The sequence below is a fragment of the Streptosporangium sp. NBC_01469 genome, assembly GCF_036227305.1.
GTDB lineage: Bacteria > Actinomycetota > Actinomycetes > Streptosporangiales > Streptosporangiaceae > Streptosporangium.
The window spans coordinates 932,908-954,874 of the sequence record NZ_CP109465.1 but is presented as its reverse complement, the minus strand read 5'-3'; the positions used below and the strand labels follow the sequence as shown (position 1 = coordinate 954,874).

The following is a 21,967-nucleotide window of genomic DNA, read 5'->3' as shown; positions in this document are numbered from 1 at the left end:
ACATATGACTCACATTGATCCGGAAGCGCTGGTCGCGAGCCTGAGAAGGCTCCAGACGACCTCGTCCACCACAGGCATAGTCCATCAGTTGGAGCGTGCCGTGGATGTGGTGAACTCGTTGTTCGGATATGCGGGTGCGGGTCTGATGTTCGCGGAAGAAGGTAAAGATCTCCGCTATTTGGTCGCCACCGATGAGCGGGGACGCAGCCTTGAGGGCGCGCAACTCCATCTCGGTCAGGGGCCGTGCGTTTCCGCGTACGAGGAGAATTCCGCGGTGACCTCAAGCGATGTGCGGGTCGACCCGCGCTGGCCGAAGCTCGCCGACCGGCTCCACCCGGAGGTGCGGGCGGTGGCCGGGGTGCCGGTGCGGCTTGGAGGCGAGCCGGTGGGCACGCTGAACGTCTACCAGGCCGAGGTTTACCAATGGGACGAGTCGGACGTCCAGGCGCTTTACGGCTACGCGGACGTGATCGAGCAGCTGCTCACCGCGGCGATGGCCGCCGAGGAGAAGAGCGCCCTGGCCGACCAGCTCCAGTACGCCCTCGACTACCGCGTGGTCATCGAGCGGGCGATCGGTTACCTGATGGGAAAGCACGACCTGACCGCCACCCAGGCATTCACCGGCCTGCGCAAGCAGGCCCGCGACACCCGCCGCCGCGTCGCCGACCTGGCCGCCGAGGTGCTCGGTGAGGGGGCGGGCGAAATACGGTGATCCTGCTCACGTCGCCGGAGCCCTCCGAGAACAGGGTCGAGATCACCGTTTACGGTGATCTCGACGCCGTTAGGGGTGTCGAGCTGCGGCATGTCCTCGGCACACTCACCGCGGCGACGGTGGAGCTCGACCTGGCCCACGTGGGCTTCATCGACTGCGCGGGCGCGCGGGCCCTGCTCCGGGCCGACGAGCACATGCGAGACCTGGGCCGCGAGGTGATCATCCTGCGGCCGTCGGGCCCGGTGCTCCGCCTGCTGCGGCTGCTCGGGTTCGACCGGTACCTCCTGATCAGGCATCCCGGAGACGCGGTCGGCGCGAGCCGCACCCCGCCGGGGCACTAACCTGATCGGTGATGTATCGATTCGTCTTCTCGCAGATCCTCGGCCGCCTCGATCCGGAGGACGCGCACCATCTGATGGTGCGCGCCCTGCGCGTCCTCTCGACGACGCCCGTGGTCAGGCGGCTGCTCCACCGCCGTCTCGCGCCACGCGACCCCGCGCTGCGCGTGCAGGCCTTCGGCGTGCACTTCCCCGGCCCGTTCGGGCTGGCGGCCGGCTTCGACAAGGACGCCGACTGCGTGGAGGCCATGTCCGCGCTCGGCTTCAGCCACGTCGAGGTCGGCACGATCACCGCCCACGCCCAGCCGGGCAACGCCAGGCCCCGTCTGTTCCGCCTCGTGAGAAACCGGGCGATCATCAACCGGATGGGTTTCAACAACGCGGGCGCGCCCGCCGCGGCCCGGCGGCTGGCCAGGCCCCGAGGTGTCCCCGCGATCGTCGGCGTCAACATCGGCAAGACCAAGGTCGTGCCCGAGTCGGGGGCCGTCGCCGACTACGTGGCCAGTGCCAGGGAGCTCGCCCCCCTGGCCGACTACCTGGTCGTCAACGTCAGCTCGCCCAACACCCCCGGCCTGCGCGACCTGCAGGCCGTGGAGTTGCTGGGCCCGCTGCTGCGGGCGGTGAAGGAGATCGCCGACGCCACGCCCAAGCGCACCCCGCTGCTGGTCAAGATCGCTCCCGACCTGGCGGACGCCGACGTGGACGCGGTCGCCGACCTGGCCCTGGAGCTCGGGCTCGACGGCGTCATCGCCACCAACACCACGATCGGCAGGCAGGCGCTGGCCGGCGCGGAGCCCGCGGGCCGTGACCACAGCCGCGAGAGCGGCGGCCTGTCGGGACGTCCGCTGAAGGCCCGGTCGCTGGAGGTCCTGCGCAGGCTGCGCGCCAGGGTGGGCGACCGCCTGGTGCTCGTCTCCGTCGGCGGCGTCGAGGACGTGGACGACGTCTGGGAGCGCCTGCTCGCCGGGGCCACGCTCGTCCAGGGCTACAGCGCGCTGATCTACGAGGGGCCCTTCTGGGCGTACCACGTCAACCGTGACCTCTCCCGTCGCCTCCGCCGCCACGGTGTGGTCGACCTCCGCCAGATCATCGGCCGCACCGCGGGCCGGAGCCCCTCGGCCTGACCCGGCCCGCACCGCGGCCGGGTCGCGGCCGGGTCGCGGCCTGATCCGGTCGCGCGGCCTGATCCGGCCGCGTGGCCCGGTCCGGCCGCGGCGCGACCCAGGATCGGCCTGGTCCGGCTGTGACGCGATCCGGCCGCCATCCGATCCGGTCACGGCGCGATTCGGTCACGACCCGATCCGGTCACGACCCGATTCGGCCGCCGCCTGATTCGGTCGCGGCGCGATCCGAGGTGTCGCGGTCCGAACCTTTGCGGTGGGGTCTGATTCGTCACACTCAGCGGGCCGGAAGGCGGCTGACGTTATACCCTGGGTGGGTAACCTCAGGACATTGGAGGCACGATGAGCACGACCACATACACCGTTACCGGCATGACCTGCGGCCACTGCGTGAGCTCGGTCAAGAAGGAGGTCGGCGAGGTCCCGGGTGTCACCGGTGTCGACGTCGACCTTAAGACCAGCAGGGTCGACGTCTCCGGTGACTCCTTCGACGACACGGCCGTCCGCGCCGCCGTCAAGGAAGCGGGGTACGAGGTCTCCGCCTGATCGGACGACCGCGCCGGGCCCCTGGCGGGGTTCGTCAAGGGCGAAAGACCGTCACATGCTGGGACGGGTCGAGTCGGCCTCGTGGGTCATCTCCTCCAGGTGCTTCATGACCTCGTCCACCTTGACGACCCCCGGCCGGTGGCGCCGGTGGCCGGCTCCGCCGAGCTGCCAGGGGCGCGGGCCGGCCGGGGGCCGGTATTCGACGCCGAGCGCGTCGAGGCGGCCCAGATGCGCCTCCAGCCGGGCGTCGAACCCGGTCCCGGCCGAGCCCGACCAGGCGACCTCGGCCAGCGCGCACCCCCGGGGCCAGGCGCGGTAGTCCACCGCGCGCCCGTCGGGCAGCCGCTCGCTCCACAGCTGGAACTGCGCCCCGAGCACGTGCTCCCGCTCCTCGGCCGTCCACGACTCCGGCGCCGGGGCGTAGGCTGCGACGTCGGAAACGGTGATCGCGTCGCCGATCGCCACGGGCTCCTCCTCGGAGGAGGCCTCGGCGTAGTCGAAGTACAGCGGGAAGACCGGGGTCTGCACCACGTCGTGCCCGGCGGCGGCGGCGCGCCTGGCCACCCCCGGCCCGCGCCAGGGCATCACGATCGTGTCGGGCCTGAGCATGCCGCTGACGAACGCCTCGTCCCACACCACCGCCCTGCTGCCACGCTCGGCCAGCTCGTCCGCGAGCCGGCGCAGGAACCAGGCGTGCAGGTCGCTCACGCCCTCCAGCCCCAGCTCCGCCTGGAACGCGACGATCTCGGGGGAGTCGGCCCAGTCGTCGAGCACGCATTCGTCCCCGCCGATGTGGACGTACGGGGTCTCGCCCAGCGCTTCCACGATCTCTTCGATCACGCCGGTCAGGAAGTCGATCGTCTCCGGCAGCGGGGACAGGATCGCGGGGGAGATGCCCCAGCGTTCCAGGACCGTGAAGGGCTCCGGCCGGCGGCCGCCGGTGGCGCGGGCGTCGAACTCGGGGTAGGCGGCGAGGATCGCCGAGGCGTGTCCCGGTACGTCGATCTCGGGCACGACCGTCACGGCGCGGGCCCGCGCGTAGGCACCGATCTCGGCGAGGTCCTCCAGCGTGTAGTAGCCGCCGTGCGGTACGTCGTCGAAGGTGAGGTCCTCCCGGTAGTAGCTGGTGGTCGTGCGCGGGCGGTGCGCGCCCACCTCGTGCAGCCGCGGGTGCCGGCGGCTCTCGACCCGCCACCCCTGGTCGTCCACCAGGTGCAGGTGGAGGCGGTTCAGCTTGTGGACCGCCATGATGTCGACCATCCTGAACACCTCGCGCTTGGGCATGAAGTGCCGTGCCACGTCGAGGTGCACCCCGCGCCAGGCGAACCGGGGCGCGTCCCGCACCTGGCCGAGGGGGACGCTCCAGCTCACCCCGGCACCGGCCACCGCGCGGAACGCCGCCGCGGGCAGCAGCTGCCGCAGCGTCTGGCCCGCGTAGAAGGCGCCGGCCCGGTCTCCGGCCGCGATCCGCACGCCCCCGCCCGTCACGTCCAGGACGTACGCCTCGGCGCCGAGTGAGGCGTCGGACTCCACCGTGATCGTCCCCGCCTCGCCGGGGCGCGGGTCGAGTACGGCGAGCGCGAGGCGTACGGCGTCGACCAGCTCGGCGGGACCGGAGACGACGACTCCGTGGGGAAGGCCGAGGAAACCGCTGGCAGGTGTGAAAGCGGAGGGGAACGGCAGGAGGTCAGTCATGGTTTAAATCATTCCAAATCACCAGAGAAATAAGCCCTTTAGGCTGGCGAGCCCGGACACGGAACCAAGAACCGCCCAAGTACCGCGCGGGAGAACCGGGGGAGACCTCTCGCGCGGACATGCTGCTGCTCATGTTCCAAGCGTCCAGGCACCCGGCCCGCACACCACTGGCGATCCTGGTGACGATACCGGTGGCGATCATGCTGGTCGCCGGGTGTTCCGCCGCCGTCGAACGCCCCGCCGATCCGCCCACGCCCACGCCCACGCCCTCGGCGTCCTCCTCCGCGGTGCGGAGCGCCGAGGGGGACAACGCCACCGTGGCGGAGAACGCCAGGGAGGGCGATCCCGGCTGGCGGGTGCGCCGGCGCGGCGCCGAGCACGAGATCGAGGGCTTCGCCGACCGGGTGAGCGTGCTGCCGGGCCAGAGTTTCCGGCTGTACGTCTCGACCACCGCCGGCCGCTACATCGCCAGGGCCTTCCGGATGGGCTGGTACGGCGGGGCCGGGGCCAGGCAGGTCTGGCGGGCGACCGGACTGCCCGGTACGAGGCAGGCTCCGCCCAGGACGATCGCCGCCACCGGGACGGTGACCGCCGCCCACTGGAAGCCCGGACCCGAGGTGGACACCTCGGGGTGGCCCGAGGGCTCCTACCTGATCCGGCTGGACGCCGCCGGCGGGGGACAGCGATACGTTCCCCTCACCGTCAGGTCCGCCTCCACCCGGGGGCGCCTGGTCATCGTCAACGCGGTCACCACCTGGCAGGCGTACAACGACTGGGGCGGCCGCAGCCTCTACACGGGCCCCGGCGGCTTCGAGGGCAGGTCCCGGGCGGTCAGCTTCGACCGCCCGTACGACACCTCGGGAGCGCGACTCTTCCTGGACATGGAGCGCGACGCCATCGAGCTCGCCGAGCGCCGAGGCGTACCGCTCGCCTACGTCACGAGCCTGGACCTGGACCGCGACCCGCGCATCCTCGACGGGGCCAGGGGCCTGGTGTCACTGGGCCATGACGAGTACTGGTCGCCGGGCATGCGCCGTACCGTCGAGACCGCCCGCGACCACGGCACCAACCTCGCCTTCCTCGGCGCCAACGCCGTCTACTGGCGGGTCCGCCTCGCCGCGACGCGCCTGGGCCCGCGCCGCCTGGTGGTCTGCCACAAGGACGCCGCCGAGGACGCCCGGACGGTCCTGTGGCGCGCCACCGGCAGGCCGGAGAGCTCGCTGACCGGCCCGATGTACGACTGCTTCCCCTCCGAGTCCGCCTACGTGGTGAGGCGCCCCGGCAACTGGATCTTCAAGGGGACCGGGGTGCGGCGCGGCACCACCTTCCCCGGGATGGTGGGCGTGGAGACCGACAGGGTCGGCGCGGGCGTGCCGCGCCCGATGGAGGTCCTGTCGGTCTCCCCGGTCGACTGCGGCGGTCGCGCCACGGTCGCGCACAGCGCCTACCACACCGTGCCGAGCGGCGCCGGCGTGTTCAGCTCGGGCACGATGCGCTGGGTGTGCGCCATGCGGGGCGCCCGCTGCGGCCACGGCGTCACGGACAAGGCCGGGGCCTTCGTCCGCAGGGCCACGGGGAACATCCTGCGGGCCTTCGCCGAGGGACCGGTCGCGCGCAGTCACCCGGCCCACGACAACCTCGGACCCCTGGGTCTGGACGGCCCGGCGGGCCGCTGAGACGAGCCGTCCGCCCCGGCCGGGTCCGCTACGCGAGCCCGCCGGCGGGTTCCGGGGCGGGGCCGGCCGGACGGCGAGCCCGGCACGGTCCGGGCCGCGCGGCATCCGGCGCGCTTCCCGCCCGGACTACTTGAGGTACTGCTGCAACCCGTTCGCCAGGGCGAGCGCGATCCTCTGCCGGAACGCAGGCTGCTGGAACTTGGCCGCCTCGGCGGAGTTCCTCATGTTGCCCGACTCGATGAAGACCTTGGGAACCGTGGAGAGGTTCAGGCCGCCGAGGTCGTTCCGGTAGTCGAGGGCGTCCTTGCCGATGTAGGTGGAGTACGGCAGGCCGGTGCCGCGCCTGAAGGCGTTCCGCACGTCCAGGCCGAGCTTCCTGGAGGCCTTGACCACCGGGTCGACCGGGCCGCCGATCTTCTCCGGCATGATCACGTGGAAGCCGTGGTTGGCGGGGCTCGCCCCGTCGGCGTGGACCGAGATCGCCGCGTCCGCCTTCGCCCGGTTGCCGATCGCGGCCCGCTGGGTGATGCACGGCCCGACGCCGGAGTTGCTGTCGCGGGTCAGCTTCACCGTCGCGCCACGGCTCTTCAGGATCTTGGCCAGACGCTGCGAGACGTCCCAGGTGAAGGCCGCCTCGCTGTAGCCGTTGTCGGTGGCGGTGCCCGTGGTGTCACAGGCCTTCGACTGGGTCAGGACATTGACCTGCTTGTTGATCTCCGCGGGGTGGCGGTAGTTCTGCCCGTTGTGGCCCGGGTCGATGACCACGACCTTGCCGCTGAGCGGCTTGTCGCTCTGGCCGCTCTGGCCGCTCTGGCCTGCGGCGGGACTCGGCGTGGGGTCGCTCGCCGCGCCGGCCGCCGGGCGGGCCGGGGCGTCGGCCGCCGGAGCCGCCGCGGTGCCGGCGGCGGGAGGGACGGGCCCGCGCGTCCGCGCGAGGTCCGCGCCCGCGGCGGTACCGCCGCAGGCGGCGGCGCCGAGTCCGCACAGGACAAGGGTCGCCGCGAGTGCTTTGCCGGTCACGCTCATCGCCCCCAAGGAAGTCGTCAGCCACCCAACCTACGTGGCCCGGACGCGTGTTTCGGCCGTTGTCGCGGTATGTGCGGGCCCGTCACGAGGCGTGATGTGCTCTCCCGTCACGGGACGCGGTATGTGCCCACCTGGGAACAGGAGACGGTATGTGCCCACCTGGGAGCGGGAGGCGGCATGTACCCATCCGTACCGGGAGACATGCCCACTCGCCGTCACCAGGCGTGCTCGCCGACCTCCTGCTTCTGCAGGAGCGAGGCGAGCTCCCTGGCGTCCTCGGCGTCCAGCCCGAGGACCACGCGCGGCCGTCCCCACGGGTGGTCGATCGAATGGGCCACGTAGCTGGCCACGGACTCGGCTCCGGCGTCGCCGTTGCGGCCCCGGGCGGCCCGCCAGTGCGCCCACGCCCGCTCAAGCTCGGCCGCGGCCCGCTGGGCGCATGACACCAGTTCCGGATCACGCATTGTTACCCCCCTCGTCTCGGCCAGAGTCAACACCGGCGGCGCGTCGCCGTCCGCGATGTTGACCGTGTTTTGGGGAGGCCATGGAGCCTGCCTGGGCGTGATGTAACGCTCCAGGCAGGCTCTTTACCGTTCGGCGGGGCTCGTGCTGTTCCGTACGACCAGCTGTGGCGCGACCTGGCGCAGGCGCGAGGCCTTGCCGGGGTCGCCGATCCGGTCGTTCAGCAGCGCCGCGGCGGAGCGTCCCATGGCGCGGCGGGGCTGGTCCACGGTGGTCAGCGAGATCGGCTGGGTCCCCGCGCGGTGGATGTTGTCGTACCCGACCACGGACAGGTCCTCGGGAACCCGCAGGCCCAGCTCGGCGGCCGCGGAGAGCACGCCCATGGCCACCCGGTCGTTGGCGGCGAAGATCGCTGTGGGCCGGGGGTCACGCGTGAGCAGGCTGCGCGCCGCCCTGGCGCCGCCCTCCTCGCTGGACTCGCCCTCCTCGACCATGATGTACGGCGCCAGGGAGTGCCTGCGCATCGCGACCAGGTAGCCCTCGCACCGGAAGCGCCCGGAGGAGATGCCCGCGGCCTCGATGTGGGCGATCCTGCGGTGACCGAGCTCCACGAGGTGGTCGACGGCCAGGCGGGCGCCGAGTTGGTCGTCGTCGACGACGATGTCCACGCCGCCGAGGTCGATGTCGCGCTCGCCCACCACCACGGTCGGCGTATAGCCGGTGGCCTCGATGAGCGTCCCGCTGGTGGGCGCGATACCGAGCAGGACGAGCCCGTCGACGCGCAGTTCGAGGAACGCCTCGACCGCCTCGTCCTCGAAGGCGGGGTCCCACTGGCTGTTGCCGATGAGAAGCCTCAGCCCGTCGCCGTGCAGGCTCTCCTGCAGGCCGTCCAGGAACTCCGCGTAGAACGGGTTGTGCAGGTCGGCGACGAGCGCCCCGACCAGGTGGGTACGGCCCTCGACCAGGCTGCGCGCGACGGCGTTGGGCCGGTAGCCGAGGTCTCTGGCCGCCTGGAGCACGGCCTGCCTGCGATGTTCACTGACGTGGGGCGACCCGCGCAGGACGAGCGAGACCAGTGATTTGGAGACACCGGCTCGTTCTGCCACGTTGCGGATCGTGGGTCTCGGGCGTGGCCCGCCGCCCCCGTCGGACAAGACGGGTTCGGCGAACCCGCGGGCTCGGGTGACGGTGGTGTTGACCGGCGGTCCTGACATGGCTCTCCCCCGCGATGGTGGATGGGCACCTGTCACTCAAAACGATCGAGTTCCGAATGGGGTACGGCTTGTGCGGAAGGGAACTGCGATCTTGACCAAGCCGCCGGGCGAAACGGCTCCGATAGTCTTCAGGGTGTGGGGTCGACATCCGAAGCCGCCGAGCGGGCGAAACCCGTGGCGGGGGGCGTGCGACCGACGCGGCGCAGGCTCAGTGTCGACCGGCGCCGCGAGGAGCTCATGGCGGCGGCCCTGGAGCTGTTCAGCAGGCGTGACGCCGAACACGTGTCGATCGACGACGTGGCCTCCGAGGCCGGCGCGTCGCGGGCACTGGTCTACCACTACTTCGGCGGCAAGCAGGAGCTCTACGTCGCCGCGCTGAGGAGCGCCGCGGCCCAGCTGGAGGCCAGGCTCGGACCCCGGGGGATCGGCACTCCGCTGGACGAGCTGGCCGGGGGCCTCACCCGATACTTCGACTTCGTCGAGGAGCACGCGGCGGGCTTCGCCGCGCTGCTCAGGGGCGGTCCCGCCAATCGCAGCGGCGAGATCGGGGAGGTCGTCGACTCGGTCAGGCACCGGCTGCTCAGGCTGATCATGAAGCAGCTGCGGGTCGAGGAGCCGGGGCCCGCGCTCCGGGTCGCGCTGCGCTCGTGGATCGCCTCCGTCGAGACCGCGGGCCTCGACTGGCTGGAGCGCCGCGACATCGAGCGGCCGGCGCTGGAGCGGATGCTGATCGGTCAGATGACGGCGCTGCTCGGCGTGGCGGCCGAACACGACGCGCACGTCGGCGAGTTGCTGGACGGCCTGGTCAGAGACCGGGCGAGCCGCCCCACGGGCCAGGAGAGGCCCGGGGCGGACGGCTGACAGGGCTCCTCGGGGCACTGCCGGGCCCTTCGGGAGCGTGTGCCGGAGGGCGGGGTAGGTGCTGGGGCGGCGCCGGGCGGGCGACGCCGCTCCCCACAAACCCGTGTGGCCTACACGCTCAAAGAGTGAGCGCGCACCAATCCCCCTAGGTCAGTGACGGCCCCCGTCTTACTCTGAGCGCTGCTGCGGAATCCCCGCGAGCAGTGCGCGAACCTCAGTCTCCCGGTACCGGCGGTGTCCACCCAGGGTGCGGATGGACGTCAACTTGCCCGCCTTCGCCCACCGGGTCACGGTCTTGGGATCGACGCGGAACATGGTTGCGACCTCCGCCGGGGTGAGCAGCGGCTCTGCCTCGGGTGTACGAGCTGACATTTGTGCGGCCTCTCCTCCATGTGGACCGGCGACAGCGATCCTGCGACTTGACGCTTGTCACGGATGTCCGCCTATGGCCCTTGCGTGCGGCTGTTTGGGCCATATGCGGCATCACCCGATGTGACCATACAGCCACGTAGAGCGATTGGCGAGCCTTTGAGCGACTCATCTCTCTTGTGCACGTGTTGTTGTCACGCTCGGTGATTCTAGCGACACGTTTCGTGGTATCGCAGTGAAAACGGCAAACTACTCAGTTCGTAGGTGCATCCCCGGTCATCGACGGACCTACTTACGCAGGTCGAAGGGATGATTTGCGACTCAGTTTGCTGATTCGAGAAGTTGTATTGATCGCCAGCGGAGGATGACGCGCTGGTACATGGCGAACGCCAGTTCTTCCTCGCCTTTTTCCAGACCTGTCAGCGCCGCCGCGAGCTCCGCCACGGATTCGTCGGCCTGGAGTGTCTCGTCGTCCATGAGGTTGACGATGCCGCCGTAGTCCAGCTCGACCAGCGAGTGCGGGTGGAACTCCTCCAGCCAGCGCGCCACGTCCTCGACCTCGGCGGTGACCGAGACCTCGCCCACCTGCCTCCTGATGATCTGCAGGGCCCGGGCGCTGCGGCGCCTGGCATGGGCCATGGACGTGACGTAGATCAGGTTGCGCGTGGTGGTCGTGCCCCCCTGCCCCTCGCCGCCGTCGATGACGAGCCAGCGCTCGTTGCCGTCGAAGGGGACGAACCACGAGGTCGGAACGTGCCATGTGGAGCCGCGGATGTGGGTGCGCAGCGCGGCGGAGTCGGTGCGGCGCTTGAACCGGTCGAAGTCGTCGGCCGTCTGCTTCGCGACGGCGGGCGGGACGAAACGCTCCATCAGCTTGGGCGGGGTCGCCCCGCGAAAGCGTGAGAAGGCGAGCCACGACCTCAGCCTGCTCTGCCACGGGCAGACGTACAGGACCTCCTCCACACGCCTCAGATAGGCGTTGGGGCTCTCCTGGACGGGTGCCGGGGCCGGCGGCACCCCGAGGAGGCGTCGCACCGCCTCGCCGTGTTCGGCGTGGAGGGCGCTCGCTCGGCGCGGTCGGTCGGCCGTCTCGGCGTAGGCGGTCCACGAGACGCGCTCCGCCGGGGCGAACGCGACCAGCGGTTCGTAGACGCGGAGGTACGCGGCATAGGGCAGCACGACCGCATCGTGTCACGAAGGACCGGCCGTTGTCCGTAGCGGGCCCGCTTCCGCGGTGGCCGTCTCGGACACTGAGATGGGACGTTCGCGCACGTCGTCCCCGTTACGGACTTGTGGTTACGCTGAGGGTGATCTCCGCCGCGACGGAGCGGCGGGAACGGACGACTGGGAGTCACCACAGTGACCGACGTCTTCGGGCTGTCCCACAAGGACGCGGGCCCGGCAACCGGCCAGGCGAGGCACGAGCAGGTCGTCTTCTGCTCCGACGAGCGAAGCGGCCTCCACGCGATCATCGCCATCCACAACACCGCCCTGGGCCCCGGCCTGGGCGGCACCAGGTTCTATCCCTACGAGAGCGAGCAGGCCGCGCTGGCGGACGTGCTCAACCTCTCGCGGGCGATGGCCTACAAGAACGCCCTGGCGGGACTCGACCTCGGTGGCGGCAAGGCCGTCATCATCGGCGATCCGGCGACGGACAAGAGCGAGGCGCTGCTGCGCGCCTACGGCAGGTTCGTCCAGTCGCTCGGGGGCCGCTACTACACGGCGTGCGACGTCGGCACCTACAGCGAGGACATGGACATCGTGGCCCGCGAGTGCTCGTACGTGACCGGCCGCACGCTGGCCAACGGCGGGGCCGGCGACTCGTCGATCCTGACCGCCCTCGGCGTGTTCCAGGGCATGCGCGCCGCCGCCGAGCACGCGTACGGGACGCCGACGCTGCGCGGCAGGCGCGTCGGCGTGGAGGGCGTGGGCAAGGTCGGCCACCGCCTGGTCGGCCATCTGATCGAGGACGGCGCGGAGGTCGTGGTCTGCGACGTGAGCGAGCGGGCCGTGGAGCGGCTGCGGCGGATCCACCCCCAGGTCGAGGTCGTCGCCGACCGGCTGGAGATCACCGCCGCCGACGTCGACGTCTACGCGCCGTGCGCCCTCGGCGGGGCGCTGGACGACGAGACGGTGGCCCGCCTGCGCGCCACGATCGTCTGCGGCGGGGCCAACAACCAACTGGCCCACCCCGGCGTGGAGAAGCAGCTCGCCGACCGCGGGATCCTCTACGCGCCCGACTACGTGGTCAACTCCGGCGGCGTCATCCAGGTCGCGGACGAGATCAGGGGGTTCAACATGGAGCGGGCGCAGGCAAAGGCCACCCAGATCTACGACACGACTCTCAAGATCTTCTCCAGCGCGGCGGAGGATGGCGTTCCCCCGGCCGTCGCAGCCGATAGGCTGGCTGAGCGCAGAATGTCGGAAGTCGGGCGAATTAGGGGCATTTGGCTGGGCCACTAGCCCCACACGCCCATACGACGTACCGAGCCGGGCGTAAAACGGGTACGGTTGTAGGCGAACGAGAGCTGACGCCTCAAGTCAGGTGGCGTCAGTGCGTGGTGCGTTAGCGACGAGGGGTCGGGCACGACCCCACACGAGGGGGTCGAGCCAATGGGGCGCGGCCGAGCAAAGGCCAAGCAGGTCAAGGTTGCTCGCCAGCTGAAGTACAACAGCGGTGGCACTGATCTTGAGCGTCTGCGCGACGAGCTCGGAGTCAGAGACGACTCCATCCACAATGACGACTCCAACGACGCCTACGACGAGCTGGCGGATCGGTACGCCGATTACGCCGATGACTTCGGCTCCGGAGATGACCGCGACGACGGGACATCCGGCCGCCGCTAGGCGGATTTCAGGTTGACGTGAGCAGGGCACCCGGCGGTGGGCACAAGCCGCCGGGTGTTCTTCTCGCTACGAGTCGAAAATATGCGGCGCTCCGGTGGTCCGGAGCGCTTTTCGCCATACCCGCCGCACACCCGGCGCGTCCCCGGTACCCGCCGCATACCCGGCCACCTCCGGCGCGTCCCCGCCCGGCCGGTGGCACCGGCCGGGCGGGGACGAGGGACGCGCGAGGCTATCTCCCGGAGGGGAGGGCGCGGATCAGCGGAAACGTGCCTGGCCCGAGCCCTCGACGATCTCGCCGAGCACCCAGGCGGGCAGGTTCCGCTCGCCGAGCAGCGCGAGGGCGGGCTCCACGGCCTCGGCCGGGACGACCGCGGCCATGCCCACGCCCAGGTTGAACGTCCGGTCCATGTCGGCTTGGGCCACCCCGCCGTGCCCCGCGAGCACCTCGAAGACGGCGGGCGGGGTCCACGACGAGCGGTCGAGCAGCGCGTCCAGCCCGGGGGGCAGCGAGCGGGACAGGTTGCCCGCCAGTCCGCCGCCCGTGATGTGGGCGTACGCGTGGACGTCGACCGCGCGGGCCAGCTCCAGGCAGTCGAGGGAGTAGATCCTGGTCGGCTCCAGGAGCTCCTCGCCCAGTGTCCGCCCCAGCTCGGGCAGCTCGGCCTCCAGCGACAGCCCGGCCCGGTCGATGATGTGCCTGACCAGCGAGTAGCCGTTGGAGTGCACGCCGGAGGAGGCGAGCGCGAGGACCACGTCGCCCGCGCGGACCCTGTCGCGGCCGAGCATCCTGTCGGCCTCCACCACCCCGGTGGCGGCGCCCGCGAGGTCGTACTCGCCGGCCTCCATGGCCCCGGGGTGCTCGGCGGTCTCCCCGCCGACGAGGGCGCAGCCCGCCAGGCGGCAGCCCTCGGCGACGCCGCCCACGATCTCGGCGATCCGCTCGGGGACCACCTTGCCGCAGGCGATGTAGTCGGTCATGAACAGCGGCTCGGCGCCGCAGACCACCAGGTCGTCGACGACCATGCCGACCAGGTCGATCCCGATCGTGTCGTGCTTGTCCAGCCGCTGGGCCAGCATGACCTTGGTGCCGACGCCGTCGGTCGACGTGGTGAGCAACGGCCGCCTGTACGACAGCAGGGCCGAGGCGTCGAAGAGGCCGGCGAAGCCGCTGGCGTCGTCCACGACCTCCGGCCTGCGCGCCCGCGCGACCTTCGACCTCATCAGCTCGACGGCGCGCTCGCCCGCGTCGATGTCCACTCCGGCGGCCGCGTAGCTGGTCATGAGGCCTCTCTCTGCGCGCCCGGCCCGCTCAACGCTTGGCCTCCAGCACGTACTTGCCCACGTTGTCCTGGTCGATCGGGATCGGATACTCGCCGTCGAAGCAGGCGCGGCAGAGCCGGTCCGCGGGGATCGTGGTGGCCGCGGTCAGGCCCTCCAGCGAGATGTATCCGAGCGAGTCGGCGCCGAGCGAGGCGCGGATCTCCTCCACGCTGAGCGAACCGGCGATCAGCTCGGCCCGGGTGGCGAAGTCGATGCCGTAGAAGCACGGCCAGCTGACCGGCGGGGAGGAGATCCGGACGTGCACCTCCAGGGCACCCGCCTCGCGCAGCATCTTGACGATCGCCCGCTGCGTGTTGCCCCGCACGATCGAGTCGTCCACGACCACCAGGCGCTTGCCCGCGACGACCTCTTTCAGCGGGTTGAGCTTCAGCCGGATGCCCAGCTGGCGGATCGTCTGGGACGGCTGGATGAAGGTCCGGCCCACGTAGGAATTCTTGACCAGACCTTGACCGTAGGGGATCCCGCTCTCCTCGGCGTAGCCGACGGCGGCGGGGGTGCCCGACTCGGGGGTCGGGATGACCAGGTCGGCCTCGACCGGGTGCTCGCGGGCCAGCACGCGGCCGACCTCGACGCGCGTGGTCTGCACGCCGCGCCCGGCGATCGTGGTGTCGGGGCGGGCGAGGTAGACGTACTCGAACAGGCAGCCCTTGGGCTCGGCGAGCGCGAACCTGCGCGAGCGCACGCCGCGCTCGTCGATGGTGATCAGCTCGCCCGGCTCGATCTCGCGGACGAACGTGGCGCCCACGATGTCCAGCGCCGCGGTCTCCGAGGCGACCACCCAGCCGCGCTCCAGGCGTCCCAGGACCAGCGGGCGGACGCCCTGCGGGTCACGGGCCGCGTAGAGGGTCTTCTCGTCCATGAAGACGAGCGAGTAGGCGCCTCTGATCTGCGGAAGCAGCTCGGCGGCGGCGTCGTCGATCGACTGGCTGCGGTCCTGGGCCAGGAGTGTCGTCAGCACCTCGGTGTCGGTGGTCGCCCGGGTGGACCCGGGGGCCAGACGCCTGGCCAGCTCCGGGGTGTTGATCAGGTTTCCGTTGTGGGCGAGCGCGAGCCCGCCGGACTCGGTCGAGCTCAGCGTCGGCTGGGCGTTCTCCCAGACGCTCGATCCGGTCGTCGAGTAGCGGCAGTGGCCGATCGCCAGATGGCCGCGGAGGGTCCCGAGCACGGACTCGTCGAAGACCTGGGCCACCAGGCCCATGTCCTTGTAGACGAGGATCCTGCTGCCCTCGCTGACCGCGATGCCCGCGGACTCCTGGCCGCGGTGCTGCAACGCATACAGCCCGTAGTAGGTGAGTTTGGAGACTTCCTCCCCAGGGGCCCACACCCCGAAGACGCCACATGCGTCCTTCGGAGGTCGGTCGTGGAGGTCAAGGTCATGGCTCAGATGGCCGTCGCCCTTCAGCACATGCTTCATTCTAGGTCGGCTTGTTCCCTGCTCGCACCCAGGGTCCGTTCCGTGGCATGTCGCACCCTGACCGAACGATCATCGGTGTTTTGCCGTGTCAGCCTGTTTCGCCGATGCCCCACAGGGGAGTGTGAGATATCCGGCATGCCCGAGCGTCGGGAGAAGAGACGTGACAACACCTGTGGACCCGAACCAGCCCGATCCCCGGCGAGTGCCACGGGACAGGCGCTCCGACCAGGAAGGGTCCGGCTCGGAGGAGCCGCCGGACACCTCCGAGGAGGCGGCCGTCCCCGGCGAACACGAGCCCGAGCCCGCCGCCCCGGAACCGGCCGCCTGGCCCGTCCCTCCCTCGAACGAGCCACCCTCGTGGAGGCAGCCCGCCACCCCGGCGGGGGAGCCCACCGGCTGGACCGAGCCTTCCGGTTCCGCCGAGCCCTCCGGCGGGGCAGGGCCGACCGGGTGGACGGAGATCCCCGGCCGGGCCGAGCCGCCGGGCAGGGAGGCCGGAGAGGGGCCCGTGTGGGGATCGGGGGCGTCGACGCCGCCGACCCCCCCGACGCCGTCGGTCCCGGAGCCGTGGGAGGAGCCGGATCCAGAGGCGCCCGTGCCCGACCCCAACGAGCCCTCGACCTGGCCGCCGTCCTCCGTTCCCGCCGAACCGCGGGTTCCGCCGCATCCGGACACGCCGTCCGCGCCGGAGGTGCCCCCGCCCGACCAGGCGGGTGGCCGGTACGCCACGCCGGGGTCTCCGGGGTACCCGGGGTCTCCCGGGTACGAGGCGCCGGCGTCCGGGGCACGGGCGCAGGGGGCACCGGGTGGCCCGTCGCCGGAGGGAACGCCCGAGGGGGCCGGGGCGCCCGAGGGGGCCGGGGCGCCCGAGGGGCAGCCCTACACGGTGCCGGGCACCACGCCGTCCGCCTACCCCGGCTGGGAGGGCACCTCGGAGGCTCCCGGCGGGCCCGAGCATCCCGGGGCGGACCACCCCGAGACGCCGTCCGCCCCCACCCCGCCCTCGCGCTACGAGCCGCCGACGTCCTCCGAGGAGCCGACGGCTTCGCAGTGGCCCGCCGAGTCCGCCGGGGCCGCTGGAGCCGCCGGGGCCGCCGGTGGCTTCCAGGCGGAGGGGCCACCCGCTCCGGGCACCCCGGGCCATCCGGGGCGGCAGGACCAACCGCGGCGAACGGGTGAACAGGGCTACGGGCAGCAGGGCTACGGGGAGCAGCCGAGATACGGGGAGGCGCAGCAGGCCGGGCAGCCCTACGGCGATCCCGGGGGACCGCCGTCCGCGGCCGAACCCTCCCAGCCGCAGGGCGGCACGCCGTACCCGGCGCAGCCGGGCACGCCCGGCTATCCGTACGCCACGCCCTATCCGGGGTATCCGGACGAGGGGCGCAGATCCGGCGGGGGGCTGGGCACCGCCACGCTCGTGCTCGGGATCGTCGCGATCCTGTCGCTCGTCGTCTGCGGCCTCGGCGTGCCGGTCGCGATCGTCGGCCTGATCGTCGGCATCGTCGCGCTCGCGAAGAAGTCCAGGCCGCGCCGGGCCTGGGTGGGGATCGCGCTGAGCCTCCTCACCCTGGTGATCGCCGCGGTGTTCCTGAGCTGGCTCTACAGCAAGGTCGGCGACTGCGTGAACCTGCCTCCGGAGCTCCAGCGGCGCTGCGTCGAGGACAGGTTCGGCGTCCAGATCCCGCCCACCTCGTAACGGCCGGTGGGGCTCACGGCGTATCCGGGGCGGCTATCGGAGAGGCAGGTGGCCGGACAGGTCGGCGCGGGCCCCGCTCGCCGCGATCTTGCCGGCGGCCATCGCCTCGGACCAGGTCAGGCCGCCGGTGGCGAGTTCCAGCCAGGTGCGCGCGTCGGTCTCCACCACGTTGGGCGGGGTGCCCCGGGTATGGCGGGGGCCCTCGACGCACTGCACCGCCGCGTAGGGCGGGACCCGGACCTCGACGGTCCTGCCAGGCGCGGCCGTCGCCAGCTCGTCCAGCAGGTGCCGTACGGCGAAGCGAGTGATCTCCCGTTCCGGGCGGACCTCTCGCCCGAAGGCTCGCAGCACCACGCTCACGCAGGCGCCCAGCAGTGCCGCGAGCCCCCCGGGCCCGTCGTAGGGCGGCTCGTCGAGGGCGCTCAGCTGGGTGTCGAGGGCGGCGCGGACCTTGGCCGTGTCGGGTTTGTGAGGTGGCACGCCCTCCATGATGCCCGCCGGAGCCTCATCTCCGGACAACTCTCCGGACAGCGCGACACCCGCTCCCTCCCGGGCGGATCGTCCGGGAGGTACGGGCCCGCCGGGCGACTCGTACCTCCGGGGCGGTGCGACGGCCCGCACGGGTGGCTCGTCCGGTTCGTCCGGGCGGCGCGACGACCGGTGTGGGCGGCCTGTCAGGGCGGCGCGATGTCCGCACGCGAGCGGTTCGTCCGGACGGTGCGATGTCCGCACGGGCGGCTTGTCCGGGCGGTGCGACGGTCCGTGCGGGCGGCCCGTCCGGGGGCGCGAAACCCGCCCGAACAGCTCGTTCGGGTAAACGGTTCATCATCCAGGCAAACGTCGTTCACCTCCGGTTCGGCTGGCACACGTAGCCTCCGGGCCGAAAGACCTCGCCCCTTTTTGGAGGACCCTGTGGCGAACATGTCGCCGCGCCGACTGCTCCCCCTGCTCACGAGCCCTCACAAGGGTGGACGCAGCGCGCTCACCTGCCGGTTCCGCTGCGGTGACCAGTGCGCCCACGACGTAATGAACACCAGCGACAACACCTACTTCGGTGACGTGGTCGCCGAGGCGATGAGCCGCCGCGGCATGCTGCGCGCCGGTGCCCTGGGCGCGATCGTCGCCGGGGTCGGGATCGGTACGGCGGTCCCCGCCCTCGCCGACCCGGACGTGGACGCGAACAGGTCCCACGGCAACGGCCATGGCAACGGACACGGCAACGGCCACGGCCAGAAGAGCGGTCTCCGCTTCACCGCGATCGCGCCGAACACCAACGACAAGATCACGGTCCCCGCGGGCTACCTGTCGGCGGTCGTGGTGCGCTGGGGCGACCCGGTGCTGCCCGGCGCCCCCGCGTTCGACTTCGAGAAGCAGACGGCCGCCGCGCAGGCCAAGCAGTTCGGCTACAACTGCGACTACGTCACCCTCTTCCCGATGGGGCAGAACCGGGGTCTGCTCTGGGTCAACCACGAGTACACCGACGAGAACCTGATGTTCCGCGGTTACACGGACGGCACCTCCGCGACGGAGGAGCAGATCAAGATCGGGCTGGCCGCGCACGGCGGCTCGGTGGTCGAGATCGAGCGGGCGGGCGGGTCCGGCCAGTGGAAGCTGGTCACCCGGGGTTCCCGTCGTTACAACCGCCGCATCACCGTGCACACCCCCATGAAGTTCACCGGCCCGGCCGCCGGCAGCGCCCTGCTGAAGACCGCCGCCGACCCCAGGGGCACCACGCCGATCGGCATGCTGAACAACTGCGCGGGCGGCACCACGCCGTGGGGCACGGTGCTCAGCGGCGAGGAGAACTTCAACCAGTACTTCGTCAACGGCAACGGCGTCCCCGAGGCGCAGAAGCCGTACCTCACCCGGTACGGGGTGAGCGCCACCACGGGCATCCCGAGCGGCAACCGCAGGTTCGACCGGGTCGAGGAGCGTTTCGACCTGGCCAAGCACCCGAACGAGATCAACCGCACCGGCTGGATCGTGGAGATCGACCCGTTCGACCCCGACTCCACCCCGATCAAGCGCACCGCCCTGGGCAGGCTCGCCCACGAGGGCGCCACCACCTCCCTGGCCGCCGACGGCAGGGTGGTCGCCTACATGGGCGACGACTCCCGGTTCGAGTACGTCTACAAGTTCGTCTCCCGGGAGCGCTACATCCGGGGCTTCGACCGGCACAACCGGACCCTGCTGGACGACGGCACGCTGTACGTGGCGAAGTTCACCGGCGACAGCCCGGCCGCCGAGATCGACGGCACCGGCAAGCTCCCCGCCGACGGGCAGTTCGACGGCTCGGGCGAGTGGATCCCGCTGGTCACCGGCAAGGTCTCGCACGTTCCGGGGATGACGGCCGCCGAGGTGCTCGTCTACACGCGTACGGCGGCCGACAAGGTCGGGGCGACCAAGATGGACCGTCCCGAGGACGTGGAGCGCAACCCCGTCACCGGCGGCGTCTACGTGGCCCTGACCAACAACACCAACCGGACCCCGGCCCAGGTGGACGAGGCCAACCCGCGCCCGGCCAACAAGCACGGCCACATCCTGGAGATCACCGAGCGGCGCAACGACGCCGGGGCCACGACCTTCGCCTGGTCCCTGCCCCTGGTCTGCGGCGACCCGAACGACCCGGCGACCTACTTCGCGGGGTTCGACAAGACCAAGGTGTCGGCGATCTCCTGCCCGGACAACGTCGCCTTCGACGCCGACGGCAACCTCTGGATCTCCACCGACGGCAGCCAGCTCGGCGCCCACGACGGCCTGTTCGCCATGCCGGTCCGCGGTTCCGAGCGCGGCTACCTGAAGCAGTTCCTGAGCGTGCCGGTCGGCGCGGAGACCTGCGGCCCGCTGGTCACCGCGGACCAGCGCAGCGTCTTCGTGGCCGTGCAGCACCCCGGTGAGACCACCGGCGCCACCCCCGAGGCCCCCACCAGCCACTGGCCTGACGGTGGCGCCTCCCAGCCCCGCCCGTCCGTCGTGGTCGCCTGGCACGCGAAGGGCGGCAAGATCGGCTCCTGATCCGGCCACCGGTCCGCGCTCCTTCATCGGTCCGCGCCGGCTCGCGCCCTCCCCTCCGAGGGGCGCGAGCCGGTGCCGTTCCACGTGTGCGGGGGTTCTCCGCGTGTGGGAGCGCCGCTCAGTGCGCGGGGAGCTCCTCCTAGCCCACCGGTACGGCCGGACGCTCCTCGGCGGCCACCGGCGGGTTCGCGGCCCGGGAGGCCCGCAGTGACAGCAGGCTGACCGGCACGCCCACCAGCACGATGACCGCGGCGACGACCAGCGTGTACCGGTACGCGTCCAGGAAGGCGGTCAGCTGCCCGGCGCCCTCCGCCAGGAGCGAGGACTGCCGCGCGTTGAGGATCGCCCCCAGGACCGTGATCCCGAGCAGGCCGAAGACCTCGCGCGAGACGTTCAGCACTCCCGAGGCGACCCCCGTCCTGCCCGCGGGGAGCGCGCCGAGGATCGCCGTGGTGAGCGGCACCAGCATGCCGCCGCCCAGCCCGTAGACCAGGAACCACGGCAGCAGGTCGCCGAACGAGCCGCCCTCCCCGACGAACGAGATCCCGAACACCGACACGGCCATCAGCAGGAGCCCGGCCGCCACGGTCCTCGCGGTTCCCAGCGCCCTGTCCAGCCTGGGGGCGAGGGCGGCGGTGGCGGCCATCACCAGCGCCATCGGCACGAACGCCGCACCGGCCTCGATCGGCGAGAAGCCCAGCGCGTTCTGCAGGTACAGCGCGGTGAAGAAGTAGATCCCGAACACCCCGAAGGACCACAGGCCCATCGACAGCGTGCCCCCGCTGAACACCCGTGACCGGAACAGCGACAGGTCGATCATCGGCTCCCGGCTCCGGCGCTCGATCGTCACGAAGGCCAGCGCCGACACGGCCGCGATCCCGAAGGCGCCCAGGATCTCCGGTGAGGTCCATCCGGCCCCCGCGCCCTCGATGAGCGCGTACGTCAGCGCGACCAGCGCCAGGCTCGACGTCACCAGGCCCGGGACGTCGAGACCGCGCCGTACCGTCTCCTGGGGGACCGCCCTGATCGCCCAGAGACCGAGGCCGAGCGTCACGATCCCGATCGGCACGTTGATCAGGTAGATCCAGCCCCAGTGCCAGCGCTCGCTGATCAACCCGCCGGTCAGCGGCCCGAGGGCGAGGGCGAGTGCGCCGACCGCGCTCCACAGGCCGACCGCCGTCGCGCGTTCCCTGGCGTCGGGAAAGATCGAGGTGAGCAGCGCCAGCGCCGTGGGGGTGAGGAACGCCGCCCCCACGCCCTGCACCGCCCTGGTGGCGATCAGCACACCGCCGTCGGTGGCCATCCCGGCCGCGAACGACGCCGCGGTGAACACGACGAGGCCGATCAGGAAGACGCGCCGCCGCCCGAAGACGTCGGCCAGCCGCCCGCCGACGAGCATCAGCCCGGCGAACACCAGGATGTAGCCGCTCACGATCCATTCCAGCCCGGAGATGCTCAGCCCGAGATCGCGCTGGATCGTGGGCAGCGCCACGTTCACCACGTTGTTGTCGAGATATGTCATGAAAGTGGCCAGTGAGATCGCTCCCAGTGCCCACCACCTGCGGGTGTCCGTCATCCTTCGTCCTCTACGTTGTACTTATACGTCGTACATGTACGGTGCACAGTGGAACCCG

20 protein-coding genes are annotated in these 21,967 nt (G+C 71.5%); 10 read left to right on the top strand and 10 right to left on the bottom strand.

All coding sequences use genetic code 11. The features are described from left to right. The first annotated feature begins 4 nt into the window (after positions 1–4). From OG587_RS04310 to OG587_RS04295, 4 genes are all read left to right on the top strand, one after another. The gene (locus tag OG587_RS04310) at positions 5–712 is read left to right on the top strand and encodes a GAF and ANTAR domain-containing protein (RefSeq protein ID WP_329087074.1); all 708 of its coding nucleotides are present in this window, start codon (positions 5–7) and stop codon (positions 710–712) included. Then, entirely contained in the window at positions 709–1,053 is a 345-nt protein-coding gene (locus OG587_RS04305) for an STAS domain-containing protein (protein ID WP_329087072.1), read from the top strand. The genes OG587_RS04310 and OG587_RS04305 overlap by 4 nt, the downstream gene beginning before the upstream one ends. Before the next feature lie 11 nt (positions 1,054–1,064). Then, positions 1,065–2,174, top strand: a complete 1,110-nt coding sequence (locus OG587_RS04300) for a quinone-dependent dihydroorotate dehydrogenase (RefSeq protein ID WP_329087070.1) — start codon at positions 1,065–1,067, stop codon at positions 2,172–2,174. 339 nt (positions 2,175–2,513) lie between these two features. After that, a complete protein-coding gene (locus tag OG587_RS04295; RefSeq protein WP_329087067.1) occupies positions 2,514–2,717 on the top strand; it encodes a heavy-metal-associated domain-containing protein in 204 nt (67 codons plus the stop codon). 51 nt (positions 2,718–2,768) lie between these two features. Here the strand turns inward: OG587_RS04295 and OG587_RS04290 are convergent, their stop codons facing one another. Continuing rightward, positions 2,769–4,412, bottom strand: coding sequence for a beta-N-acetylhexosaminidase (locus OG587_RS04290; RefSeq protein WP_329087065.1), 1,644 nt, complete (start codon positions 4,410–4,412; stop codon positions 2,769–2,771). Positions 4,413–4,543: 131 nt separating this feature from the next. Between OG587_RS04290 and OG587_RS04285 the strand changes: the two genes are divergently transcribed. Further along, positions 4,544–6,088 carry a N,N-dimethylformamidase beta subunit family domain-containing protein gene (locus OG587_RS04285; RefSeq protein ID WP_329087063.1) on the top strand — a complete coding sequence of 515 codons (1,545 nt, stop codon included), beginning with the start codon at positions 4,544–4,546 and terminating at the stop codon, positions 6,086–6,088. A 126-nt stretch (positions 6,089–6,214) separates the two neighbouring features. On the opposite strand, the gene OG587_RS04280 is transcribed toward OG587_RS04285, so the two are convergent. From OG587_RS04280 to OG587_RS04270, 3 genes are all read right to left on the bottom strand, one after another. Beyond that, positions 6,215–7,114, bottom strand: a complete 900-nt coding sequence (locus OG587_RS04280; RefSeq protein WP_443075447.1) for an N-acetylmuramoyl-L-alanine amidase — start codon at positions 7,112–7,114, stop codon at positions 6,215–6,217. 215 nt (positions 7,115–7,329) lie between these two features. Then, entirely contained in the window at positions 7,330–7,578 is a 249-nt protein-coding gene (locus tag OG587_RS04275) for a hypothetical protein (RefSeq protein WP_329087060.1), read from the bottom strand. 123 nt (positions 7,579–7,701) lie between these two features. Further along, the gene (locus OG587_RS04270) at positions 7,702–8,790 is read right to left on the bottom strand and encodes a LacI family DNA-binding transcriptional regulator (protein ID WP_386262245.1); all 1,089 of its coding nucleotides are present in this window, start codon (positions 8,788–8,790) and stop codon (positions 7,702–7,704) included. A 135-nt stretch (positions 8,791–8,925) separates the two neighbouring features. Between OG587_RS04270 and OG587_RS04265 the strand changes: the two genes are divergently transcribed. Further along, positions 8,926–9,651, top strand: coding sequence for a TetR/AcrR family transcriptional regulator (locus tag OG587_RS04265; RefSeq protein WP_329087057.1), 726 nt, complete (start codon positions 8,926–8,928; stop codon positions 9,649–9,651). Between the two features lie 168 nt (positions 9,652–9,819). Here OG587_RS04265 and bldC read toward each other — a convergent pair whose 3' ends face one another. Further along, positions 9,820–10,023 (bottom strand): developmental transcriptional regulator BldC, encoded by a 204-nt coding sequence (bldC, locus tag OG587_RS04260; protein ID WP_013133571.1) that lies wholly within the window; start codon positions 10,021–10,023, stop codon positions 9,820–9,822. A 318-nt stretch (positions 10,024–10,341) separates the two neighbouring features. Continuing rightward, complete coding sequence (locus OG587_RS04255) at positions 10,342–11,199, bottom strand: hypothetical protein (protein WP_329087055.1); 858 nt, start codon at positions 11,197–11,199, stop codon at positions 10,342–10,344. Positions 11,200–11,379: 180 nt separating this feature from the next. Here OG587_RS04255 and OG587_RS04250 point away from each other — a divergent pair, with 180 nt between their 5' ends. Both OG587_RS04250 and OG587_RS04245 read left to right on the top strand, forming a co-directional pair. Next, a complete protein-coding gene (locus tag OG587_RS04250) occupies positions 11,380–12,483 on the top strand; it encodes a Leu/Phe/Val dehydrogenase (protein WP_329087054.1) in 1,104 nt (367 codons plus the stop codon). A gap of 150 nt (positions 12,484–12,633) precedes the next feature. Beyond that, positions 12,634–12,867, top strand: coding sequence for a DUF3073 domain-containing protein (locus OG587_RS04245; protein WP_329087053.1), 234 nt, complete (start codon positions 12,634–12,636; stop codon positions 12,865–12,867). 255 nt (positions 12,868–13,122) lie between these two features. Here OG587_RS04245 and purM read toward each other — a convergent pair whose 3' ends face one another. Together purM and purF are read right to left on the bottom strand one after the other, a co-directional pair. Next, positions 13,123–14,148 (bottom strand): phosphoribosylformylglycinamidine cyclo-ligase, encoded by a 1,026-nt coding sequence (purM, locus tag OG587_RS04240; RefSeq protein ID WP_329087051.1) that lies wholly within the window; start codon positions 14,146–14,148, stop codon positions 13,123–13,125. A gap of 28 nt (positions 14,149–14,176) precedes the next feature. Next, positions 14,177–15,622: an amidophosphoribosyltransferase gene (gene purF / locus OG587_RS04235; protein WP_329087049.1), complete on the bottom strand. Its 1,446-nt coding sequence runs from the start codon at positions 15,620–15,622 to the stop codon at positions 14,177–14,179. Between the two features lie 160 nt (positions 15,623–15,782). On the opposite strand from purF, the gene OG587_RS04230 reads away from it, so the two are divergent. Then, on the top strand, positions 15,783–17,318 hold the full coding sequence (locus OG587_RS04230) for a DUF4190 domain-containing protein (protein WP_329087047.1): 1,536 nt from the start codon (positions 15,783–15,785) through the stop codon (positions 17,316–17,318). A gap of 33 nt (positions 17,319–17,351) precedes the next feature. On the opposite strand, the gene OG587_RS04225 is transcribed toward OG587_RS04230, so the two are convergent. Further along, entirely contained in the window at positions 17,352–17,807 is a 456-nt protein-coding gene (locus OG587_RS04225) for a sterol carrier family protein (RefSeq protein ID WP_329093727.1), read from the bottom strand. A gap of 432 nt (positions 17,808–18,239) precedes the next feature. On the opposite strand from OG587_RS04225, the gene OG587_RS04220 reads away from it, so the two are divergent. Beyond that, complete coding sequence (locus OG587_RS04220) at positions 18,240–20,333, top strand: PhoX family protein (RefSeq protein ID WP_329093725.1); 2,094 nt, start codon at positions 18,240–18,242, stop codon at positions 20,331–20,333. 139 nt (positions 20,334–20,472) lie between these two features. On the opposite strand, the gene OG587_RS04215 is transcribed toward OG587_RS04220, so the two are convergent. Then, complete coding sequence (locus tag OG587_RS04215) at positions 20,473–21,909, bottom strand: DHA2 family efflux MFS transporter permease subunit (protein WP_329087045.1); 1,437 nt, start codon at positions 21,907–21,909, stop codon at positions 20,473–20,475. Positions 21,910–21,967: the final 58 nt, after the last annotated feature.

What these genes read in the sequence shown, in the direction of transcription:
- OG587_RS04285 (WP_329087063.1), top strand. Translation starts at nt 4,544, where the DNA reads ATGTTCCAAGCGTCCAGGCACCCGGCCCGCACACCACTGGCGATCCTG.
- bldC (WP_013133571.1), bottom strand. Translation starts at nt 10,023, where the DNA reads ATGTCAGCTCGTACACCCGAGGCAGAGCCGCTGCTCACCCCGGCGGAG.
- OG587_RS04295 (WP_329087067.1), top strand. Translation starts at nt 2,514, where the DNA reads ATGAGCACGACCACATACACCGTTACCGGCATGACCTGCGGCCACTGC.
- OG587_RS04310 (WP_329087074.1), top strand. Translation starts at nt 5, where the DNA reads ATGACTCACATTGATCCGGAAGCGCTGGTCGCGAGCCTGAGAAGGCTC.
- OG587_RS04280 (WP_443075447.1), bottom strand. Translation starts at nt 7,114, where the DNA reads ATGAGCGTGACCGGCAAAGCACTCGCGGCGACCCTTGTCCTGTGCGGA.
- OG587_RS04270 (WP_386262245.1), bottom strand. Translation starts at nt 8,790, where the DNA reads ATGTCAGGACCGCCGGTCAACACCACCGTCACCCGAGCCCGCGGGTTC.
- OG587_RS04225 (WP_329093727.1), bottom strand. Translation starts at nt 17,807, where the DNA reads ATGGAGGGCGTGCCACCTCACAAACCCGACACGGCCAAGGTCCGCGCC.
- purF (WP_329087049.1), bottom strand. Translation starts at nt 15,622, where the DNA reads ATGAAGCATGTGCTGAAGGGCGACGGCCATCTGAGCCATGACCTTGAC.
- OG587_RS04300 (WP_329087070.1), top strand. Translation starts at nt 1,065, where the DNA reads ATGTATCGATTCGTCTTCTCGCAGATCCTCGGCCGCCTCGATCCGGAG.
- OG587_RS04275 (WP_329087060.1), bottom strand. Translation starts at nt 7,578, where the DNA reads ATGCGTGATCCGGAACTGGTGTCATGCGCCCAGCGGGCCGCGGCCGAG.
- OG587_RS04245 (WP_329087053.1), top strand. Translation starts at nt 12,634, where the DNA reads ATGGGGCGCGGCCGAGCAAAGGCCAAGCAGGTCAAGGTTGCTCGCCAG.
- purM (WP_329087051.1), bottom strand. Translation starts at nt 14,148, where the DNA reads ATGACCAGCTACGCGGCCGCCGGAGTGGACATCGACGCGGGCGAGCGC.
- OG587_RS04215 (WP_329087045.1), bottom strand. Translation starts at nt 21,909, where the DNA reads ATGACGGACACCCGCAGGTGGTGGGCACTGGGAGCGATCTCACTGGCC.
- OG587_RS04220 (WP_329093725.1), top strand. Translation starts at nt 18,240, where the DNA reads ATGTCGCCGCGCCGACTGCTCCCCCTGCTCACGAGCCCTCACAAGGGT.
- OG587_RS04290 (WP_329087065.1), bottom strand. Translation starts at nt 4,412, where the DNA reads ATGACTGACCTCCTGCCGTTCCCCTCCGCTTTCACACCTGCCAGCGGT.